This window comes from Nonomuraea sp. NPDC001831 (assembly GCF_042892035.1).
Taxonomy (GTDB): Bacteria; Actinomycetota; Actinomycetes; order Streptosporangiales; family Streptosporangiaceae; genus Nonomuraea.
In genome coordinates this window covers 973,877-992,173 of sequence record NZ_JBIATU010000002.1, presented here as the reverse complement: position 1 = coordinate 992,173, position 18,297 = coordinate 973,877, and the positions used below count along the sequence as shown (strand labels likewise).

Here is an 18,297-nt window from a genome sequence, read left to right as displayed (position 1 = left end):
TATGCACGGGGCGAGGTGGGGGAGCTCGTACTCTTGGTCCCGTGTTGAGTAGTAACCGGCTGCGTGTCCTGCTTGAGGTGTTCAGGACGGGCAGTATCGCCGGTGCGGCCAGGGTGCTGAAGTTGTCGCCGTCCGCCGTGTCCCACCAGCTGTCCCGGCTGGAGCAGGAGGCGGGGGTCGGGCTGGTCGAGCGCAACGCCCAGAGCCTGCGGCTGACCGAGGCGGGACGCCGCCTGGCCATCCGCGCCCAGGAGGTCGTCGACATCATCGAGGCGGCCGAGAAGGACCTGCTCGCCCAGGCCAGGGTGGACGCCGGCGAGCTGCGCATCGGCTTCTTCGCCTCCGCCGGCTACCGGCTGCTGCCGCTGGCGCTGTCGCGCTTCGCCTCCCGCTATCCCAAGGTGGCGCTCGACCTGGTGGAGGGCCAGCCGTACGAGCTGCTGCCCGATCTGGAGCGCGGCGCGCTCGACGTGCTGGTGGTCTTCGAGCACGCGCTGGACCCGTGGCAGTGCCCGGAAGGGGTGGAGGTCGTCCACCTGTTCGACGAGCCGCAGCTGCTGGTCCTGCCCACCGGCCACGTCGCCGCCCAGCGGCCCAAGGTGCGGCTGGCGGACCTGGCCGAGGAGCCGTGGATCACCACGTTCGGCGCCGAGCACCCGGTGTCGATCCTTGAGCGGGCCAGCATGCTGGAGGGCTTCTCGCCGCAGATCCGCTGCCGCAGCGACCACTACGAGGTGACGATCGGCCTGGTACGGGCCGGGCTCGGCGTCGCGCTGGTGCCGAGCCTCGGCCTGCAGGGCGCGACCGGGCTGCACACCTGCCGGCTGACCACGCCGAACCTGTTCCGCAGGATCGGCGTGGCCAGGCGGCCGACCAATCCCAACCCGGCCGCCCGGTCGTTCCTGGCCTACCTGCGTACGGCCTCGGCCCAGCTCAGGAACTCGCTGGAGCCGTCGCTGCGCTGAGGCGGGCGGCGACGTCCAGGCCGGCCCGCCGTACGGCGGAGGTCAGGTCGTGCTCGCTGCCCACGGGGCCGTGGGCGAGGACGGCGTAGGCGATGCGGCCGTCCATGATGCCGACGTCGGACCGGACGCCCTCGTCGGTGCCGGTCTTGTTCGCCAGCCAGTCGCCCTCGGGATCGTGCCTGACCAGGGCGGGGACGAGCCCGTGGTCGGTGTTCTGCCGCATCCAGCCGCGCATGAGCGCCTGCCAGCCGCCCTCACCGGCGAGCAGCGCGGCCAGGCCGGACAGCTCGGCCGCGGTGCCGATCGCGAACGTGGGCGGGTCCTGCGGGGTGCGCGGTTCTCTGATGCGGTCGAGCAGCCTGGTCCGCGACAGCCCGAGGGCCGCGGCGGCGGCGTTGACCCGGTCCAGGCCGATCGTGCGCAGCAGCGCGTTCGTGGCGGTGTTGTCGCTGACGGCGGCGGTCAGCAGGGCCAGGTCGCCGATCGTCCAGACGCGCGCGGACAACGACGTGAGCAGCCCGGAGCCGCCGCAGTAGTCGTCGTCGTGCAGCGTCACGGGCGTGTCGGGGGCCAGGATGCCGCCCTCGACGCTCATCGCCACCTCGGCCAGCAGCAGCAGCTTGCCGACGCTGGCCAGCGGCAGCTCGGCGTCCTCGTTGACGCCGTGGAACTCGCCCGTCACCAGATCCCGCGTCGCGACGGCGAGCGTGATGTCGTTCACCGCCCGATGATCCTTCCTGGTCTGTCCTCGGTGAGCCTGTTGTCCTCCACGGCGAGCCGTCCGGCCACGACGACGGCCCTGATGCCGACGGGGGGCAGCAGCGGGTCGGCGTAGGTCGCGCCGTCGGCCACCGTCGCGGGGTCGAAGAGCACCAGGTCGGCGTGCGCTCCGTCGCGCACGACGCCCCGGTTCGCCAGCCCGAACCGGTCGGCCGCCATGCCGGTCATCTTGTGGACGGCGGTCTCCACCGGGAACAGGCCCTGGTCGCGGGAGTAGCGGCCGAGCACCCTGGGGAAGGTGCCGGCCAGCCGGGGGTGCGGATGGCCCGGCTTGGGCACGCCGTCCGAGCCGATCATGGCGTACTCGCTGGCCAGGACCCGCTGGACGTCGTCCTCGCGCATGGAGTGGCTGATGATGGTCACCTCGCCGTCCTCGGCGAGCAGCAGCTCGGCCGCCGCGTCCACCGGGTCGCCGCCCAGCTCGGCGATCGTGCGGCCCTCGGCCTCGGGGTGACGGGTGGCGCAGGCGACCGAGATGCGGTCCCAGCCGCCGTTGCCGACCGTGTTCTCCCAGCCCGGCACGCCGTCCTCGATGGCCGCGCGCATGCGGTCGCGCTGGCCGGGGTCGCGCAGCCGGTCGAGCAGCGCCTCGGTGCCGCCGTCGTTGGCCCACGGGGGGAACATCGCCGACAGCGACGTGCTGCCCTCGGTGTAGGGGTAGACGTCGCAGGTGAGGTCCATGCCCTGGGCGCGCAGCGCGGCGATGCGGGGGAGCGTGCGCAGGGTCTTGCCCCACGCGTGCCTGCCGGCCGTCTTGTGGTGGCTGACGTGCAGCGCGGCCCCGCTCGTGCGGGCGATCTCGACGGCCTCCTCCAGCGCCTCCTCGACGCGGGACATCTCGTCCCGCAGGTGGGTGACGTACGGCTTGCCGTGCTTGGCCGCGACGCGGGCCAGCGCGACCACCTCGGCGGTGTCGCCGTACGTGCCGGGGGTGTAGATGAGGCCGGTGGACAGCCCGGCGGCGCCGGCGGCCAGCGCGTCGTCGAGCAGCCCGCACATGGCGGCGAGCTCGGCTGGGGTGGCCGGGCGGTCCTCGTAGCCGAGCACGCCGGCCCGCAGGGTGCCGTGGCCGACGAGGGAGGTCAGGTGGTTCGACCGGGGGGCCCGCTCGTGCGCCGCGACGAACCCGTCGTAGTCCTCAAAAATCGGGATGTCGCCGCCGAAGCCGGCCCGGCTCGACCGGCGCAGCGCCGGCACCCGCTCGGGCAGCGCCGGGAACAGGCTCGACCCGCAGTTGCCGCAGATCTCCACCGTGACGCCCATGAGCACGGGCGCCGCGGCCAGCTCCCGGCCCGCCTCCCCGAGCAGGGTGACCGCGTCGGAGTGGGTGTGCACGTCGATGAACCCGGGCGCGACCACCAGCCCGGCGGCGTCGATCACCCGCCCCCCGCCGCCGTCGGACGGGCCGCCCCCGGGCAGCAGGACGAGGCGGTCACCGCGGACGCCGACGTCGGCCCGGCGCAGCGGCGCGCCCGTCCCGTCGGCCACGAGGCCGCCGCTGATCAGCATGTCGAGGCTCACGTGGCCGAACCCTCCCTGAGAAGCGAGCCGTTCACAGCACCTGCCCGAGGAAGGCGCGGGTGCGCTCGTGACGCGGCGCGGACAGCACCTCGCGCGGCGGCCCCTCCTCCACGATCACGCCGTCGTCGATGAACACCAGGTGGTCGCCCGCCTCTCTGGCGAAGCCCATCTCGTGGGTCACCACGATCATCGTCATCCCGCTGGCCGCCAGGTCGCGCATGACCTGCAGCACCTCCTGCACCAGCTCGGGGTCGAGCGCGCTGGTCGGCTCGTCGAACAGCATGAGCTTGGGGTCCATGGCCAGGCTGCGCGCGATCGCGACCCGCTGCTGCTGGCCGCCGGACAGCTGCCTGGGGTAGTGGCCGGCCCGGTCGGCCAGCCCCACCCGGTCGAGCAGCGTCCTCGCGCGCTCGGCCGCCTTCGCCTTCGACAGGCGCTTGACCGTGCACGGGCCCTCCATGACGTTCTCCAGCGCGGTCATGTGCGGGAACAGGTGGAAGCGCTGGAAGACCATGCCGATCTCCTGGCGCTGGCGGCACAGCTCGTCGGGCCGCAGCAGGTGCAGCTTGCCGCCCTGCTCGCTGAAGCCCATGAGCTCGCCGTCGACCCACACCCGGCCCGCGTCGATCGTCTCCAGCCGGTTGACGCAGCGCAACAGCGTCGACTTGCCGGACCCGGACGGGCCCACCACGCAGACCACCGCGCCGGCCGGCACGTCGAGGCTGACGCCCTTCAGCACCTCCAGCTGGCCGAAGCGCTTCCTGACCGATTCGATCTTCACCATGCTAGTGGCCACGGCTGAACCTCCTCTCCAGGGAGCGCTGGCCGAAGGTGGCCACGGTGGTGAGCAGCAGGTACCAGGTGGAGGCGACCACCAGCAGCGCGATCACCTCGAAGTTGTCCAGGTAGATGCGCTGGGAGACGGTCAGCAGCTCCGCGCCGGAGATGACCGAGACCATCGAGGTGGTCTTCAGCATGGAGATGAACTGGTTGCCGGTCGGCGGGATGATCACCCGCATCGCCTGCGGCAGCACGACCCTGCGCAGGATCTGCCGGTGCGTCATGCCCAGCGACTCGGCCGCCTCCCGCTGCCCGGGATCCACCGAACGGATGCCCGCGCGGACGATCTCGGCCATGTACGCGCCCTCGTTGATGGTCAGCCCGAGCAGCGCCGCCGTGAACGGCGTGATCAGCTCGTTGGCCGGCCACTGGAGGAACATCGGGCCGCCGAACGGCACGCCGAGCCCGATCTCGGGGAAGACCAGGCCGATGTTGAACCAGAAGATGAGCTGCACCAGCAGCGGCGTGCCCCGGAAGAACCAGGTGTAGAGGCCGGCCGCGCCGCGCAGCACCGGGCTGTCCGACAGCTGCATGACGGCGGCGACCACGCCGAGGGCGACGCCGATGACCATGGACAGCGCGGTGAGCGCGATCGTGATCCACAGGCCGCCGAGCACGCGGCCGTCCAGCAGGAACTCGGCGATGACGTCCCAGTGGAGGTTGGGGTTGACGATGACGGTGTAGGCCAGCCACGCCATCACCAGGGCCGCGACCACCGCCGCGACGAGCCGCCCGGGCCTGGGCGGCTTCACCGCATCGATCGGGAGTTCCATCATGCGCCGGTGTTGATCGTGACCTTGGGCACGGCGTTGGCCGTCGTGCCGTACTTCTCCAGGATCTTGCCGTACTCGCCGCTGTCGATCAGCTCCTGGAGCGCCTTGGCGACGGCGTCGCGCAGGCCGGTCTGCTTCTTGTCGATCGCGATGCCCCAGGGGCCGGCGTCGTACTGCTCGGCCAGGACCTCGTACTTGCCGGTCTCCTTGGCGTACATGGCGGCCACGGGGGAGTCGACGATCGTGGCGACGGTACGGCCGGAGTCGATGGTGAGCAGGCCGGTGGGGGCGTCCTCGCTCTGCATGATCTCCATCTTCTGGGCGCACTTCTCGTTCTGGCGCTTGCCGATCTCCAGGTTGGAGCTGCCCTTGGCCAGGACGACCTTCTTGCCGCACAGGTCCTCGAGGGTCTTGATGCCCTCGGGGTTGCCCTTCTTGACCATGATCGAGCCGCCGGCGTTGAAGTAGTCGACGAAGTCGACGGCCTTGCGGCGCTGTTCGAGGTCGCTGAGCGCGGCCATGGCGATGTCCCACCGGCCGCCCTGCAGGCCGGGGATGAGACCGTCGAAGGAGGCGTTGATGATCCGGGTCTTCAGCCCGAGCCGCTCTCCGACCGCCACGGCCAGGTCGGCGTCGACGCCGGTCATCTCCTGGGTGCCCGGCTTGTACATCTCCATCGGGGGATAGCCTTCCGAGGTCGCCATGCGCAGCTCGCCGGACTTCCGTACGGATTCCGGGACGAGGTCCTTGGCGCTCTTGCCGGCCGAGGAGGGCGGCGTGGGGGCCGCCGCCGTACCCGAGGTGGACCTCCCGCATCCCGCGCCGAGCGCGCAGGCCGCCACCAGGGCGATGACCAGGTGTGTTCGCATGGCATGTCATCGTGGCCAGGCCGTCAGGCGGCACCAAGCCTCGTGAAGGCATGCGACCCTGAGCAACGAATCCGTCGATGCTCGACCCTCCGCGCCCTCGCGGTTGTTTACGCTCGCCCCTCATGAGTTTGGACATCTGGCCCCAGACCGCCACATGGCACGACGGGGAGCTGCGGCTCGGCGGGATCGGCGCGGTCGAACTGGCCCGGGTGCACGGCACGCCCGCGTACGTGCTGGACGAGGCCGACTTCACCGCCCGCGCCCGCGCCTGGCTGGACGCGCTGCCCGACGGCGACGTGCACTACGGCGGCAAGGCGTTCCTCTGCCCCGAGGTGGTGCGCTGGCTGGACCGGCTGGGCCTGTCCCTCGACGTCTGCACGGGCGGCGAGCTGGCGGTGGCCATGGCCGGCGGGATGCCGCCGGAGCGGGTCGTCTTCCACGGCAACAACAAGTCGGCCGACGAGCTGCGCCGGGCCGTGGCCTGGGGCATCGGGTGCGTGGTCGTCGACTCCTTCGCCGAGATCGCCAGGCTCGCCGGGATCGCCGCCTCCCTGGGCGTCCGGCAGCGGGTGATGATCAGGGTGACGCCGGGCGTGGACCCGCACACCCACGCCTTCATCGCCACCGGCGGCGAGGACTCCAAGTTCGGCTTCTCGCTGAGCGCCGGCGCCGCCGCGCTCGCGGTGGCGCAGGTGACCGCCGAGCCCGCGCTGGAGCTGTACGGCCTGCACTCCCACATCGGCTCGCAGATCTTCGAGCTGGACGGCTTCGGCACCGCCGCCGCCAGGATGGCCGCCTTCGCCGCCGAGACCGGCGTCACCAGGCTCGACCTGGGCGGCGGCCTCGGCATCGGCTACACGCCGGACGACCCCACCCCGCCCACGCCCGCCGAGCTGCTCGCCGTGCTCAGGAAGGAGACCGCGGGCCTGCACCTGGCCGTCGAGCCCGGCAGGTCGATCGCCGGGCCGTCCACGGTCGCCCTGTACGAGATCGGCACGATCAAGGGCCGGTACGTGAGCGTGAACGGCGGCATGAGCGACAACCCCCGCCCCGGCATGTACGGCGCCGCCTACACCGCAACCCTGGCCAACCGCGCCTCCGACGCCCCCGCCGGCGTGTTCACCGTGGTCGGCAAGCACTGCGAGAGCGGGGACGTGCTGGTCAGGGACATCGCGCTGCCCGGCGACGTGCGGCCCGGCGACCTGCTCGCCGTCCCGGTGTCGGGCGCCTACCAGCGCTCGATGGCCAGCAACTACAACCACGTGCCCAGGCCGCCGGTCGTCGCGGTGCGCGACGGGCAGGCGCGGGTCATCGTCCGCCGCGAGAGCGAGGAGGACCTGCTGCGGCTCTACCTGTGACGCGGCCGCGAACCCGCGCCGGCGGTCAGGGCGTGAGCCTTGGCCGGGTCGGGGCGTGGGCGGTCAGGGCGTGAGCTTGGCCGGGTCGGGGGCGTAGGCGGTCATCCAGCTCGGGTGCAGCCGGAAGTAGACCACGTCGTTCTCCCAGTCGAAGGCGTCCGCGCCGTAGAAGTCCTTGAGGTAGGCGAGCAGGGCCGGCCAGTCGGCGGCCGGCTCGCCGTCCTGCGGGTTGAGGATCTCCACCGTGCCGTGGGTGAACACGCCCAGGTCCTCCCCGCGCATGTGGGCGACGCTGGCCGCCGGGCGGGCGGCGAGGTGGCGCGCCTTGGCGGCGCCGCGGGCCGTGCCGAAGAGCCACTTGCCGTGCAGGAAGTGGCCGTCGACGCCGCTGATCCGGGGCTCGCCCTTCGCCGTCACGGTGGACACGGCGAGCACGCGCATGCCGGTCAGAAGCCCGGTGAGCTGCTCGGCGTTCAGGGTGCGCTCGGTGACGATCGAGCGCAGGTGCGAGTTGGAGCGGGAGAGCGAGGCGTCGAGGAGCGCCTGCAGCTCTTCGAGCTCCTGCGGGGTTTCGCGCATTGAGGTCCTTGTCTGTACGTGCGTACCGGCCCGCGGTCGGCGCCGGCCGGTGGGACCATGCTCGCCCGGAAACCCGACACCCTGTGTCGTGTTTTCCGGAACTCAGGACGAATCTCTGACCCGGGCCGCCTGTTCCTCCTGGACCCTGCGGGCGGTGCGCAGGAAGTCCAGGATCACGGCCAGCTCGTCTTGCCCGTAGCCCGCCAGCGCCTGCGCGCCCGCCTGGCCGACCGGGACGAAGATCTCGGCCTCGGCGGCGCGGGCGGCGTCGGTGGCGGCGACCAGGACGCGGCGGCGGTTGCCCGGATCGGGCGCACGGGCCACCATGCCCGCGCGTTCCAGCCGGTCGATGACGGTGGTGACGGCCGCCGGGCTGAGCTTCAGCGCGAGGCTGAGCGCGCCCGCGGCGACCGGGCCCTCGGCCAGGACGACGTCGAGGCAGCGCAGGTCGGTGCGATTGAGGCCGAGCCGGGCCGCGGCGGCCTCGTCGAAGGCGTCGAAGCTCTGCTGCAGCTGCCGGAGCTCCATGGCGATCTCTCCGATGACGGCACGTTTCGACATTCGAACCTTTCTGGTATCGTACTTTTCGTCAATCGAAATGACGATATCACCTCCGGAGGCACCGCCATGCGTTCGACCACCCTCGCCTCGCCCGACACCGCCGACACCGCCGCGATCCAGCGCCTGTTCGCCGACTTCATGGCGGCCTGGACCGCCGGGGACGCCCGCGCGTTCGGCGCCCTGTTCACCGACGACTCCGACTACGTCTCCTACGACGGCACGATCGCCCGCGGCCGCCCGGCGCACGAGCTCAACCACGACAAGCTCTTCCGCGGCGTCCTGGCCGGCTCGGCACTCGTCGGCGACCTGGAGTCGGTGCGCTTCCTCACCCCCGACGTGGCGGTGGCGCACGGCACGGCCTCCGTCCTGATGCCCTGGCGGTCCACGCTGCCCAGGCGGCGGCTGTCCCGGCAGACCGTCGTCGTGGTGCGGACGGGCGATGGCTGGCGCATCGGCGCCATCCACAACGGCCGGGTCCGGCCGGTCACCGTCCCGGAGCCGGACGCGTTCCCGTCCCGGATGTCGCAGCTGATGGCCCGGGTCGCCCGCCGGTTCGGCCTCGGCGGCAGATGACGCTTTTCGTAATCCCTGACCCTTCTTTGACGAGGTCGCGGCGTGGCGCAGTTGATCACCTGGGTAAGGCCCAACCTGTAACAGTCGTACGCGTCTCGGGGGGTTCGGATGCGACTGGGTATTTTGACAGGAGCGGGGCTGCTCGCGGCCGCCGTCGTCCTGACCGGGTGCGACTCGCCGCCCGACACTGCCAAGATCACCGACAGCAAGGCCGAGGCCGCGGCCAAGCTGAAGCAGAGCAAGGCGGCCAAGATCGCGCTTGCGCGCAAGGTGAAGGCGAACGAGCTGGGCCAGATCCCGGTGCTGATGTTCCACCGGGTCATCAAGAACCCGGCCACCACCGACGACAGGACGCCGCAGCAGTTCCGCGCGGACCTCGAACGGCTGGTCAAGGAGGACTACGTCCCGATCAGCGCGTCGGAGATGGTGACCGGGAAGATCAACGTCCCGGCGGGCAAGCATCCCGTGGTCCTGACGTTCGACGACTCCTCGCCCTCGCAGCTCACCCTGAACGAGATGGGCGTCCCGCAGCCGGACACCGCCGTGGCGATCCTGCGCGAGGTGGCCGCCAAGCACCCGGGCTTCCGGCCGGCCGCCACCTTCTACGTCACCCGCGACATGTTCGGCAAGACCGTGCGCGAGGAGCAGGCCCAGACGCTGGGCTGGCTCAAGGACAACGGCTTCGACATCGGCAACCACACCCGTGACCACGTCAACCTGCACGGACGCTCGGAGAAGGAGGTGGAGGACCAGATCGGCGGCATCGCCAAGCAGATCGACGACCTGACCAAGGTCAAGCCCAACTCCATCGCCCTGCCGTACGGCAACCAGCCGCGCAAGAAGGAGTGGGCGCTGCACGGCAAGCTCTACAACCACGCCGGCGCGTTCCTGGCCGGGTACACGCCCGCGCCGTCGCCGTTCAGCAAGGCGTTCGACCCGGGCGGCATCCCGCGCATCCGGGTCATGGAGAAGAAGGGCGACTGCGCGCAGTTCTGCTCGGCGGCCTGGCTCGACTGGCTCAAGAACAACCCGGACATGCGCTACACCTCGGACGGTGACGTCAGCACGGTCGCGTACCCGAAGTTCAAGAACCCGTACCTGCGCAAGTCCTTCACCACCTGGAGCCTGCCCTACTGACGGACGCGCCCGAGCACCACGCTCAGCTCGGCGGGCTGCAGCATGAAGTCGGCCACCTCGCCGGTGACGTCGATCGGGCGGCCGGAGGGGGACGGCTCGATGCCCACTCCACGTTGCCCGGCATGGTGTAGCTGCGCAACAGGTCGCCCTTGGGGGAGTAGACGGCGTACCACACCGATCTGAGGTGGCCCGGGGAGCGGCGGGAGGGCTCGCCGCTCCTCATGACGAGACCTTCCGTCGTCCATCCGGCGACCTGCCCGCGGTCCGGGAGGCGGACGGCCGTGCCGCGGGCGACGTCCACGATCACGGGCGGCTCCAGCATCACCTCGGTGTCCTTGGTCAGATGGTCGGGCTGGACGAGCACGTGGCGGCCGTCCAGGGAGAACAGCGGCGGCTGAGCTCCGAAGAACGCCGTGACGGTCCCGCGCGGCTGCCTGACGGGGAGGCGTTCGACGGCTCCCGTCCGCAGGTCGGCCACGACGTAGGTGTTGTCGCTGTCCCGCAGGAAGGCGGCACGCCGGCCGTCCCGGCTGAGGGCGAACATCGTCTCGTCAAAGCTGTACGGCAGCCGGCCGCGCTCCCCGCCGTCCCCGACGAGGATCATGTTCCCGCACACGCCGGCGTCGCCGCAGCTCGGCACGTACGCGTAGCGGATCGGGGTGGCGTACTTCGTGCGCTTGGCGGGCTTGGCCGGCTTCTTGGCCGCCTTGCCGGTGGTGACCGGCTGGGAGCGGACGAACCGTACGCCGGGCTGCGCCGGCAGGGACGCGGCGACCCACGCGGCGGCCAGGGCGACGACGAGAACGGCGGCCCCCGCCCACCAGGGGAGCCTGCGACGGCGCGTCACGCCAGCCTGCCGACGACGACCTCGCGGAGGTATGGGGGGACGCCCTTCACCTGGCGCCTCTTCCCTGTCTCCAGGTCCACGCCCGCACCCGGCCGCCGGGCCCGCCGGCCGGTGGTGCCCACCACCTTGCCGGGCACGACGCCGATCACGCGGCCGATGCCGGGCAGCCGCCTGGGGGAGGGGTGAGCGATCGGCAGAGTTGGGACGCCAGGTTGGAAGCGGGATTTCCTGATTGCAGCCTGATGTCCGCGACGTGCGAGGAGGTCGTCGAAGATCCGGTCCGTGGACGGCGACCAACCAGTCAAGACCGCTGTTACAGGGTCCGAATGGACGCTGTGTACGGGCTTTGTGCAAAAACCGGTGAGTCACGAACGGTTAACGGATCCCTGGGAAGTTGCTGAGCGTCGTAAAGTTTGCGTGGTTGGGGTTCAGTGAACGTGGGGAAAGACGAATGCCGCAGATCGCGCCGCTGGTGGCCGGCGATCCAGCGCTGCTGGGATCGTTCCGGCTGTCCGGACGGATCGGCGAGGGCGGCCAGGGGATCGTCTACCTGGGCGTCAACGAGCAGGGCGAGCGGGCCGCGATCAAGCTGCTGCACGTGAAGTTCAGCGGTGACACGATCGCCAGGTCGCGCTTCGCCAGGGAGCTCAAGGCGGCCCAGCGGGTGGCCTCCTTCTGCACCGCGCGGGTGATGGAGGCCGACCTCGACGGCGACACGCCGTACATCGCCAGCGAGTACATCGACGGGCGGGCGCTGCGCGACATCGTCGAGACCGACGGCCCGCTCAGCGGCACGGTGCTCGACCGGCTGGCCATCGGCACGGCCACCGCGCTCACCGCCATCCACCACGCCTCGATCGTCCACCGGGACTTCAAGCCCGACAACGTGCTCATCGCCGCCGACGGGCCGCGCGTGGTCGACTTCGGCATCGCCCGCATCATCGACTCGACCGGCACGATCACCAGCCGCGCGATCGGCACGCCCGCCTACATGGCGCCCGAGCAGATCGCCGGCGACGACATCGGGCCCTTCACGGACGTGTTCGCCTGGGGCGCGACCATGGCCTTCGCCGCCACCGGGAAGGCGGCCTTCGAGGGCAAGTCGATCGCCGTGGTGCTCAACCGCATCCTGAACCACGAGGTCGACGTCGACGTGATGCACGAGCCGCTGCGGGGCGTGGTGCGGTCGGCGCTGGCCAAGTCGCCCGACGAGCGTCCCTCGGCCGACCAGCTCCTGCTGCGCCTGCTCGGGCAGACCGGCACGGCGGCCGGGGCCTCGACGGCGGTGCTCACCAGGGGCGTGCAGGTGGCCGGCGACGACACGACGCCGTTCACGCGGGTGTCGGCCACGTCCATCACCGAACGTCCCGCCACGCAGGCCACCGGCCACCCCACCCGCCCCCCGTCCGGCACGGCCCCCGCCCACCCGGCCACGACCGGCACCGGATCCGCGCACCCGACCGGCACCGGGACGCCGCACACGACCGCGTCCGGCACCGCGCATCCGACCGGCACCGCGCATCCGACCGGCACCGCGCATCCGACCGGCACCCCGCACACGACGGGCACCTCGCACACGACCGGCACCGGGACCGGTGTCTCCGGGCGTGCGGAGACCGTGCAGTCCGGCCAGAACCGGGGCCAGGGCCAGGGCCAGGATCAGGGCCAGGACCAAGGCCGGGGCCCGGCGGCCAGGCCCCTCGGCGAGCCCGTGCCGTCCGGCGGCCGGCGGCGGCTCAAGGTGTGGCTGGCGCTGGCCGCCGCGCTCGTCATGCTGGCGGTCGTGGCCGTCGCGGCGATGGCGAACGGCTGGTCGCCGCTGGCGTTCAAGGGCGAGGTCGTGACCCCCGCGCCGACGGGGAAGAAGAACTCGCGGCCCCCCACGTTCGCCTCGGTGGTGGACAAGGTCGCCCAGACCGGAAAGATCGTCGTCGGCGTCAAGGGCGACCTGCCGGGCGTCGGCCTGCAGAACGGCGACGACTTCACCGGGTTCGACGTCGAGGTGGCCAAGCTGGTGGCCGCGGCGCTCGGGGCGGAGGAGACCAGGTTCGCCCGGGTCGGCCGGAACGACCGGGCGGCCGCGCTGGCCGACGGCAGGGTCGACCTGGTCGTCGCCACGTACTCGGTGGACAAGAGCGAGACCAGGTTCGCCGGGCCGTACTACGTGGCCCACCGCGACGTGCTGGTACGCGCCGGCACCGGCATCGACTCGCTGGACGACCTCAAGGGCAAGAAGATCTGCGCGCTCGACACCCCGACGGTCGGCGAGGTGCAGGACAGGGTGAAGGTCGAGCCCGTGACCGCCGGCAACTACGCGGCCTGCATGGACCTGCTCAGGGACGGCAAGGTCGACGCGGTGCCCGGCGAGGACCTGATCCTGGCCGGGTTCGCCAGCCGGGAGAACATGCGCTACAAGATCATCGGCGCCAAGCTGGACAACGAGCGGTACGCGGTCGGCATCCGCGGGGGCGACACCAAGACCTGCGCCGCGGTCAAGGGGGTCATCGCCGACCTCTATCGCAAGGGCACCATCAAGAAGCTCCTGGACAGCCACTTCGAGAAGGTCGACTTCCAGCCCGAGCTGAAGGTGCCCGCGATGGAGCCCTGCGGATGACGAGCGGTAACATCCGAAAGTCCAACGAATTCATCCAGTGAGTTAGGGGAAGGCCATGGCCACGCCCGTCAAGGTAACCGTCACCGGGGCCGCCGGTCAGATCGGCTACGCACTGCTGTTCCGCATCGCGTCGGGGCAGCTGCTCGGCGCTGACGTCCCGGTCAAGCTGAGCCTGCTGGAGATCCCCCAGGCGGTGAAGGCGGCCGAGGGCACCGCCATGGAGCTCGACGACTGCGCGTTCCCGCTGCTGTCCGGCATCGAGATCACCGACGACGCCAACGTGGCCTTCGCCGGCGCCAACGTCGCCCTGCTGGTCGGCGCCATGCCGCGCAAGGCCGGCATGGAGCGCGGCGACCTGCTCGGCGCCAACGGCGGCATCTTCGGCCCCCAGGGCAAGGCGATCAACGAGCACGCCGCCGACGACATCCGCGTCCTGGTCGTGGGCAACCCGGCCAACACCAACGCGCTCATCGCCCAGCAGCACGCGCCCGACGTCCCGGCCGAGCGTTTCACCGCGATGACCCGCCTCGACCACAACCGCGCGCTGTCCCAGCTCGCCGCCAAGCTCCAGGTCCCGGTCACCGAGATCAAGAAGATGACCATCTGGGGCAACCACTCCGCCACCCAGTACCCCGACCTGTTCCACGCCGAGGTCGGCGGCAAGATCGCGGCCGAGCAGGTCGAGGGCGAGTGGCTGCGCGAGACGTTCATCCCGACGGTCGCCAAGCGCGGCGCCGCCATCATCGAGGCCCGTGGCGCCTCCTCGGCCGCCTCGGCCGCCAACGCCGCGATCGACCACGTCCACGACTGGGTCAACGGCACCGAGTGGACCTCGGCCGCCGTCGTCTCCGACGGCTCGTACGGCGTGCCCGAGGGGCTCATCTCGTCCTTCCCGGTGCGTTCGGTCGGCGGCCGGTACGAGATCATCCAGGGCCTGGAGATCGACTCCTTCTCCCGCGAGCGCATCGACGCCAGCGTGCGCGAGCTGACCGAGGAGCGCGACGCCGTCCGCGAGCTCGGCCTCATCTGAGAACCCAGGCACGACACTCCGGACGCGCGTCCCCGGCTCAGCGGGGGCGCGCGTCCGCCGTCGTGCGGGGCAGCGTGGCCCCGCGGGTGCGCTCGGCCCAGCGGGTCACCGGCGGCACGGCGAGCCCGGCCGCCAGGAAGACCCCGCCGAACAGCAGCCAGCCCGGCAGCCCCCAGCCCACGATGACCGTGGTCATGACGGCGGGCACGACGATGTTGGACACCTGCTGGCCCATCCCGTACAGGCCCTGGTACTGGCCGATGGCGTGCGGCGGGGCCAGCTCGTACGACAACCCCCAGGAGCCGGCGGCCTGCAGCAGCTCCCCGAAGACGTGCAGCAGCGCGCCGCCGAACAGGGCGACGACCGCGACCCAGGCCGGCTGGCCGGCGGCCAGGGCCAGCAGCACGCAGGCCAGCAGCAGGAACACGCCCGAGCGGCGCTGGGCGCGGGCCGCGCCGGCCGCGTCGTCGGTGCCGCGGCTGAGCCGCACCTGAAGGATCGTGACGGTGACCGTGTTGATCATGGCGACGGCGGCCACCGTCCACGTGGGCGCCGCGGTCCGGCCGGCCACCCAGAGCGGGATCGCGATGGTGAGCAGCCCGTTCTGCATGAACAGCACCGCGTTGAGCAGCGCCAGCACCGCGTACGGCCGGTCGCGCAGCACGATCCAGACCGGCTCGCCCGCCTCGCGCCGGACCGGCGCGACGGGCGGCACGCGGAACGTCAGCGCCGCGCTGCCGAGGTAGCACAGCGCGCACCCGAAGATCATCCCCAGGTACACGGGACGGCTGTCGAAGTGCAGCGCCGCGCCCGCCCCGAGCCCGCCGACCGACCAGCCGACGTTGGTCACGGCCCGCAGGTACGCGCGCACCCGCACCCGGTCGGACGCCGGCACCGCGCCCCCGACCAGCGCCGCCCGCGCGGTGCCCTCGCCGGCCTCGGCGAACGTCACCAGGGTGGCCACCACGACGAACCCGGCGAACCCCGACACCAGCGCGTACACCGGCACGAGCAGCCCGCCCGCGGCGGCGAAGGCCATCGCCACCCCGCGCGGGCCGACCACGTCGGACAGCCGCCCGGCGGGCAGCCCGGCGGCGAGCCCGACGGCCGCGGCGATCGTCATCCCCAGCCCGATCTCGCCGTCCGACAGTCCGACCGACAGCTTGAAGAACAGCACGCTCACCGTGACGAACAGGCCGCGGCCGAGGGAACGCAGGAGGGTGGCGTACGTGAGCGCGCGCACGGGCCCGCTCTCGGGGAGGAGTGACACGGCGGATCAGGCTACTGGTGCCGGGAGACGTCCTTCCCGTCCGCCCCCGGACAGGAGGGGACGGGCTGGGCGGCCGGCGCGGGCTGGGAGGTCGCGTAGAGCACCCCGGCCGCCGCGGCGAGGCTGCCCAGCAGGATGAGGGCACCAAAGAGCAGCTTCGTGACCCTTGGTGAAAAGCTCCTCACATTTCGGTATCACAGCATATAAACGGCGCCCCCATCAGGCGTTCGCGGAAAGTGCCGTCCACGCGTCCGAGACGATGTCGCGCAGCGCCGCCCGCTCCGCCTTCCACCCCAGGTCGCGCTGGATGCGCGCGGACGAGGCCACCAGGACGGCCGGGTCCCCGGGCCGCCGGTCGCCGACGACGACCGGGATCTCGTGGCCGGTGACCTCGCGGCAGACCGAGATCACCTCCTGCACGCTGAACCCGGTGCCGCTGCCCAGGTTGTAGATCTTGTGCTCGCCCTCGGCGACCGCCTCCAGCGCCAGCAGGTGCGCCCGCGCCAGGTCGCCGACGTGGATGTAGTCGCGCACGCAGGTGCCGTCGGCGGTGGGGTAGTCGGTGCCGAAGACGCTCACCGAGTCGCGCTCGCCGGTGGCCACCTTGAGCACGTTCGGGATGAGATGGGTCTCGACCGTGTGGCGCTCGCGGAAGCGGCCGTAGGCGCCGGCCACGTTGAAGTAGCGCAGGCTCACCGCGCCGAGCCCGCGGACGCCCGCGTAGGCGCTCAGGGCGGTGTCCACGGCCAGCTTCGAGGCGCCGTAGGGGTTGGTCGGGCGCGTCGGGTCGTCCTCCTCGATGGGGGAGCGCTCGGGCTCGCCGTACGTGGCCGCCGTGGAGGAGAAGACGATCCGGCGCACGCCCTTGTCGCGCATCGCGTCGAGCAGGGCCAGCGTGCCGCCCAGGTTGCTCGCCCAGTAGCGGCCGGGCTGCTGCACCGACTCGCCCACCAGGGACTTGGCCGCGAAGTGCAGCACGGCGTCCATGCCGTCGAGCGCGTCGTGGGCGTTCGTGATCGACTCGCGCACGAATGCGGCGCCCTCGGGCACCGCGTCCTCGTGGCCCGTGGACAGGTCGTCGAGCACGGTCACCTCGTGCCCCGCCTCCACGAGCTGCGCGGCGACGACGCTGCCGACGTACCCGGCGCCTCCGGTGACCAACAGCCTCATGTGTACTCCTGTTTACATATGTTTGATTTTGTACGGCTTGCCGTTCAGCATACGCGGGAAACCCGCCGAGTACGCTGCCAACCACCATGTTTGACACCCTCGCGGCGAACATCGCCCTGGTCCTGCTCTTCATCCTGGTCGGCGGGTTCTTCGCGGGCGCGGAGATCGCGATGGTCTCCCTGCGTGAGAGCCAGGTCCGCAAGCTGGCCGAGCGCGGCCGGAGGGGCGAGCGCGTGGCCAAGCTCGCCCGCGACCCCAACCGGTTCCTGTCGGCGGTGCAGATCGGGGTGACCGTCGCCACGATGCTCTCGGCCGCCTTCGGCGCCGACCGGCTCGGGATGGAGCTCGTCCCGGTGCTCGAACGCTGGGGGGTGCCGCACGCGGTCGCGCCCGTGCTCGGGCTCGTGCTGGTGACGCTGGCCATCTCGTACGTCTCGCTGGTGCTCGGCGAGCTGGCCCCCAAGCGGCTGGCCCTGCAGCGCACCGAGGGGCTGTCGTTGTTCGTCGCGCCCTTCCTCGACCGGATCGCCGCCCTGTCGCGCCCGATCATCTGGATGTTGTCGAAGTCGACCGATCTGGTCGTCCGGCTGCTCGGCGGCAACCCGGAGGCCGACCGGGAGGAGGTCACCACCGAGGAGCTGCGCGACATGGTCGTCGGGCACGCCGAGCTCACCGCCGACGAGCGCACGCTCATCGCCGAGGTGTTCGCCGCCGGCAAGCGCCAGCTCCGCGAGGTCATGCTGCCCCGCACCGAGGTCGAGTTCATGGACGCCGAGACGCCGCTGGCCGAGGCCGCGAACCTGGCCGCCGCGCTCCCGCACTCCCGCTTCCCCGTGTACCGCGACTCATACGACGAGGTCATCGGTTTCGTGCACGTGCGCGACCTGCTCGACCCCCAGCTGATCGGGCGTACGGAGCCCATCAGCGCGGTCGTGCCGATCCGGCCCGCCAAGTTCGTGCCCGCCTCCAAGCGCCTGCTGAGCACCCTGAACGAGATGCGCGACGAGGGCCAGCACCTGGCCATCGTGGTCGACGAGTACGGCGGCACCGCCGGCATCGTCACCATGGAGGACCTGGTCGAGGAGCTGATCGGCGACATCAGGGACGAGTACGACGTCGAGGAGGACGTCGTCGTCCTGCCCGCCGGCGAGATCGAGATCGACGGCCTGACCAACCTCAACGACTTCGCCACCGAGACCGGCGTACGGCTGCCCGACGGCCCGTACGAGACGCTGGGCGGGTTCGTGATGGCCATGCTGGGGCACCTGCCCGCGGTCGGTGAGCAGGTGGAGATCCAGGGCTTCGAGCTGACCGTCACCGAGCTGGACGGCCGCCGGATCGCGCGGGTCAGGGTGAAACGCCGGGCCGCCGCTGAGTCGCCCCCCGACCAGGATTCCTGACACAATTGCC

General features: G+C 71.6%; 18 protein-coding genes. 7 read left to right on the top strand and 11 right to left on the bottom strand.

The features are described from left to right. The first annotated feature begins 41 nt into the window (after positions 1-41). The gene (locus ACFYYW_RS10125) at positions 42-965 is read left to right on the top strand and encodes a LysR substrate-binding domain-containing protein (protein ID WP_364415122.1); all 924 of its coding nucleotides are present in this window, start codon (positions 42-44) and stop codon (positions 963-965) included. Here the strand turns inward: ACFYYW_RS10125 and ACFYYW_RS10120 are convergent. Genes ACFYYW_RS10120 through ACFYYW_RS10100 form a run of 5 tightly spaced genes read right to left on the bottom strand, consistent with a single transcriptional unit; the run spans position 934 to position 5,748 of the window. Continuing rightward, positions 934-1,686 carry a serine hydrolase gene (locus tag ACFYYW_RS10120; RefSeq protein ID WP_387647055.1) on the bottom strand — a complete coding sequence of 251 codons (753 nt, stop codon included), beginning with the start codon at positions 1,684-1,686 and terminating at the stop codon, positions 934-936. The genes ACFYYW_RS10125 and ACFYYW_RS10120 overlap by 32 nt on opposite strands. Further along, positions 1,683-3,266, bottom strand: a complete 1,584-nt coding sequence (locus tag ACFYYW_RS10115; protein WP_387647053.1) for an amidohydrolase family protein — start codon at positions 3,264-3,266, stop codon at positions 1,683-1,685. Before ACFYYW_RS10115 ends, ACFYYW_RS10120 begins: the two co-directional genes overlap by 4 nt. A 31-nt stretch (positions 3,267-3,297) precedes the next feature. Continuing rightward, positions 3,298-4,050, bottom strand: coding sequence for an amino acid ABC transporter ATP-binding protein (locus tag ACFYYW_RS10110; protein WP_387647300.1), 753 nt, complete (start codon positions 4,048-4,050; stop codon positions 3,298-3,300). A 1-nt stretch (position 4,051) separates the two neighbouring features. Then, positions 4,052-4,882: an amino acid ABC transporter permease gene (locus ACFYYW_RS10105; RefSeq protein ID WP_352325505.1), complete on the bottom strand. Its 831-nt coding sequence runs from the start codon at positions 4,880-4,882 to the stop codon at positions 4,052-4,054. Next, entirely contained in the window at positions 4,879-5,748 is an 870-nt protein-coding gene (locus ACFYYW_RS10100) for an ABC transporter substrate-binding protein (RefSeq protein ID WP_352325504.1), read from the bottom strand. The genes ACFYYW_RS10105 and ACFYYW_RS10100 overlap by 4 nt, the downstream gene beginning before the upstream one ends. Positions 5,749-5,870: 122 nt before the next feature. Between ACFYYW_RS10100 and lysA the strand changes: the two genes are divergently transcribed. Beyond that, positions 5,871-7,106 carry a diaminopimelate decarboxylase gene (lysA, locus tag ACFYYW_RS10095; protein ID WP_352325503.1) on the top strand — a complete coding sequence of 412 codons (1,236 nt, stop codon included), beginning with the start codon at positions 5,871-5,873 and terminating at the stop codon, positions 7,104-7,106. Between the two features lie 63 nt (positions 7,107-7,169). Here the strand turns inward: lysA and ACFYYW_RS10090 are convergent, their stop codons facing one another. Next, the gene (locus ACFYYW_RS10090; protein WP_352325502.1) at positions 7,170-7,685 is read right to left on the bottom strand and encodes a pyridoxamine 5'-phosphate oxidase family protein; all 516 of its coding nucleotides are present in this window, start codon (positions 7,683-7,685) and stop codon (positions 7,170-7,172) included. 102 nt (positions 7,686-7,787) lie between these two features. Further along, positions 7,788-8,246: a MarR family winged helix-turn-helix transcriptional regulator gene (locus ACFYYW_RS10085; protein WP_387647049.1), complete on the bottom strand. Its 459-nt coding sequence runs from the start codon at positions 8,244-8,246 to the stop codon at positions 7,788-7,790. Between the two features lie 66 nt (positions 8,247-8,312). Between ACFYYW_RS10085 and ACFYYW_RS10080 the strand changes: the two genes are divergently transcribed. Further along, positions 8,313-8,819, top strand: coding sequence for an SgcJ/EcaC family oxidoreductase (locus tag ACFYYW_RS10080; protein WP_364415112.1), 507 nt, complete (start codon positions 8,313-8,315; stop codon positions 8,817-8,819). 108 nt (positions 8,820-8,927) lie between these two features. Continuing rightward, the gene (locus tag ACFYYW_RS10075; RefSeq protein ID WP_387647046.1) at positions 8,928-9,956 is read left to right on the top strand and encodes a polysaccharide deacetylase family protein; all 1,029 of its coding nucleotides are present in this window, start codon (positions 8,928-8,930) and stop codon (positions 9,954-9,956) included. Positions 9,957-9,978: 22 nt separating this feature from the next. Here the strand turns inward: ACFYYW_RS10075 and ACFYYW_RS10070 are convergent, their stop codons facing one another. Continuing rightward, entirely contained in the window at positions 9,979-10,803 is an 825-nt protein-coding gene (locus tag ACFYYW_RS10070; RefSeq protein ID WP_387647043.1) for a hypothetical protein, read from the bottom strand. Next, complete coding sequence (locus ACFYYW_RS10065) at positions 10,800-10,952, bottom strand: hypothetical protein (protein ID WP_387647041.1); 153 nt, start codon at positions 10,950-10,952, stop codon at positions 10,800-10,802. The genes ACFYYW_RS10070 and ACFYYW_RS10065 overlap by 4 nt, the downstream gene beginning before the upstream one ends. A 302-nt stretch (positions 10,953-11,254) precedes the next feature. Between ACFYYW_RS10065 and ACFYYW_RS10060 the strand changes: the two genes are divergently transcribed. Further along, a complete protein-coding gene (locus ACFYYW_RS10060; RefSeq protein WP_387647038.1) occupies positions 11,255-13,417 on the top strand; it encodes a serine/threonine-protein kinase in 2,163 nt (720 codons plus the stop codon). 55 nt (positions 13,418-13,472) lie between these two features. After that, a complete protein-coding gene (locus tag ACFYYW_RS10055) occupies positions 13,473-14,447 on the top strand; it encodes a malate dehydrogenase (RefSeq protein ID WP_352325491.1) in 975 nt (324 codons plus the stop codon). Between the two features lie 37 nt (positions 14,448-14,484). Here the strand turns inward: ACFYYW_RS10055 and ACFYYW_RS10050 are convergent, their stop codons facing one another. Beyond that, the gene (locus ACFYYW_RS10050; protein ID WP_387647035.1) at positions 14,485-15,717 is read right to left on the bottom strand and encodes an MFS transporter; all 1,233 of its coding nucleotides are present in this window, start codon (positions 15,715-15,717) and stop codon (positions 14,485-14,487) included. 219 nt (positions 15,718-15,936) lie between these two features. Then, a complete protein-coding gene (gene galE / locus ACFYYW_RS10045) occupies positions 15,937-16,887 on the bottom strand; it encodes a UDP-glucose 4-epimerase GalE (protein ID WP_364415104.1) in 951 nt (316 codons plus the stop codon). A gap of 86 nt (positions 16,888-16,973) precedes the next feature. Between galE and ACFYYW_RS10040 the strand changes: the two genes are divergently transcribed. Further along, positions 16,974-18,287: a hemolysin family protein gene (locus ACFYYW_RS10040; protein ID WP_387647032.1), complete on the top strand. Its 1,314-nt coding sequence runs from the start codon at positions 16,974-16,976 to the stop codon at positions 18,285-18,287. Positions 18,288-18,297 lie beyond the last annotated feature (10 nt).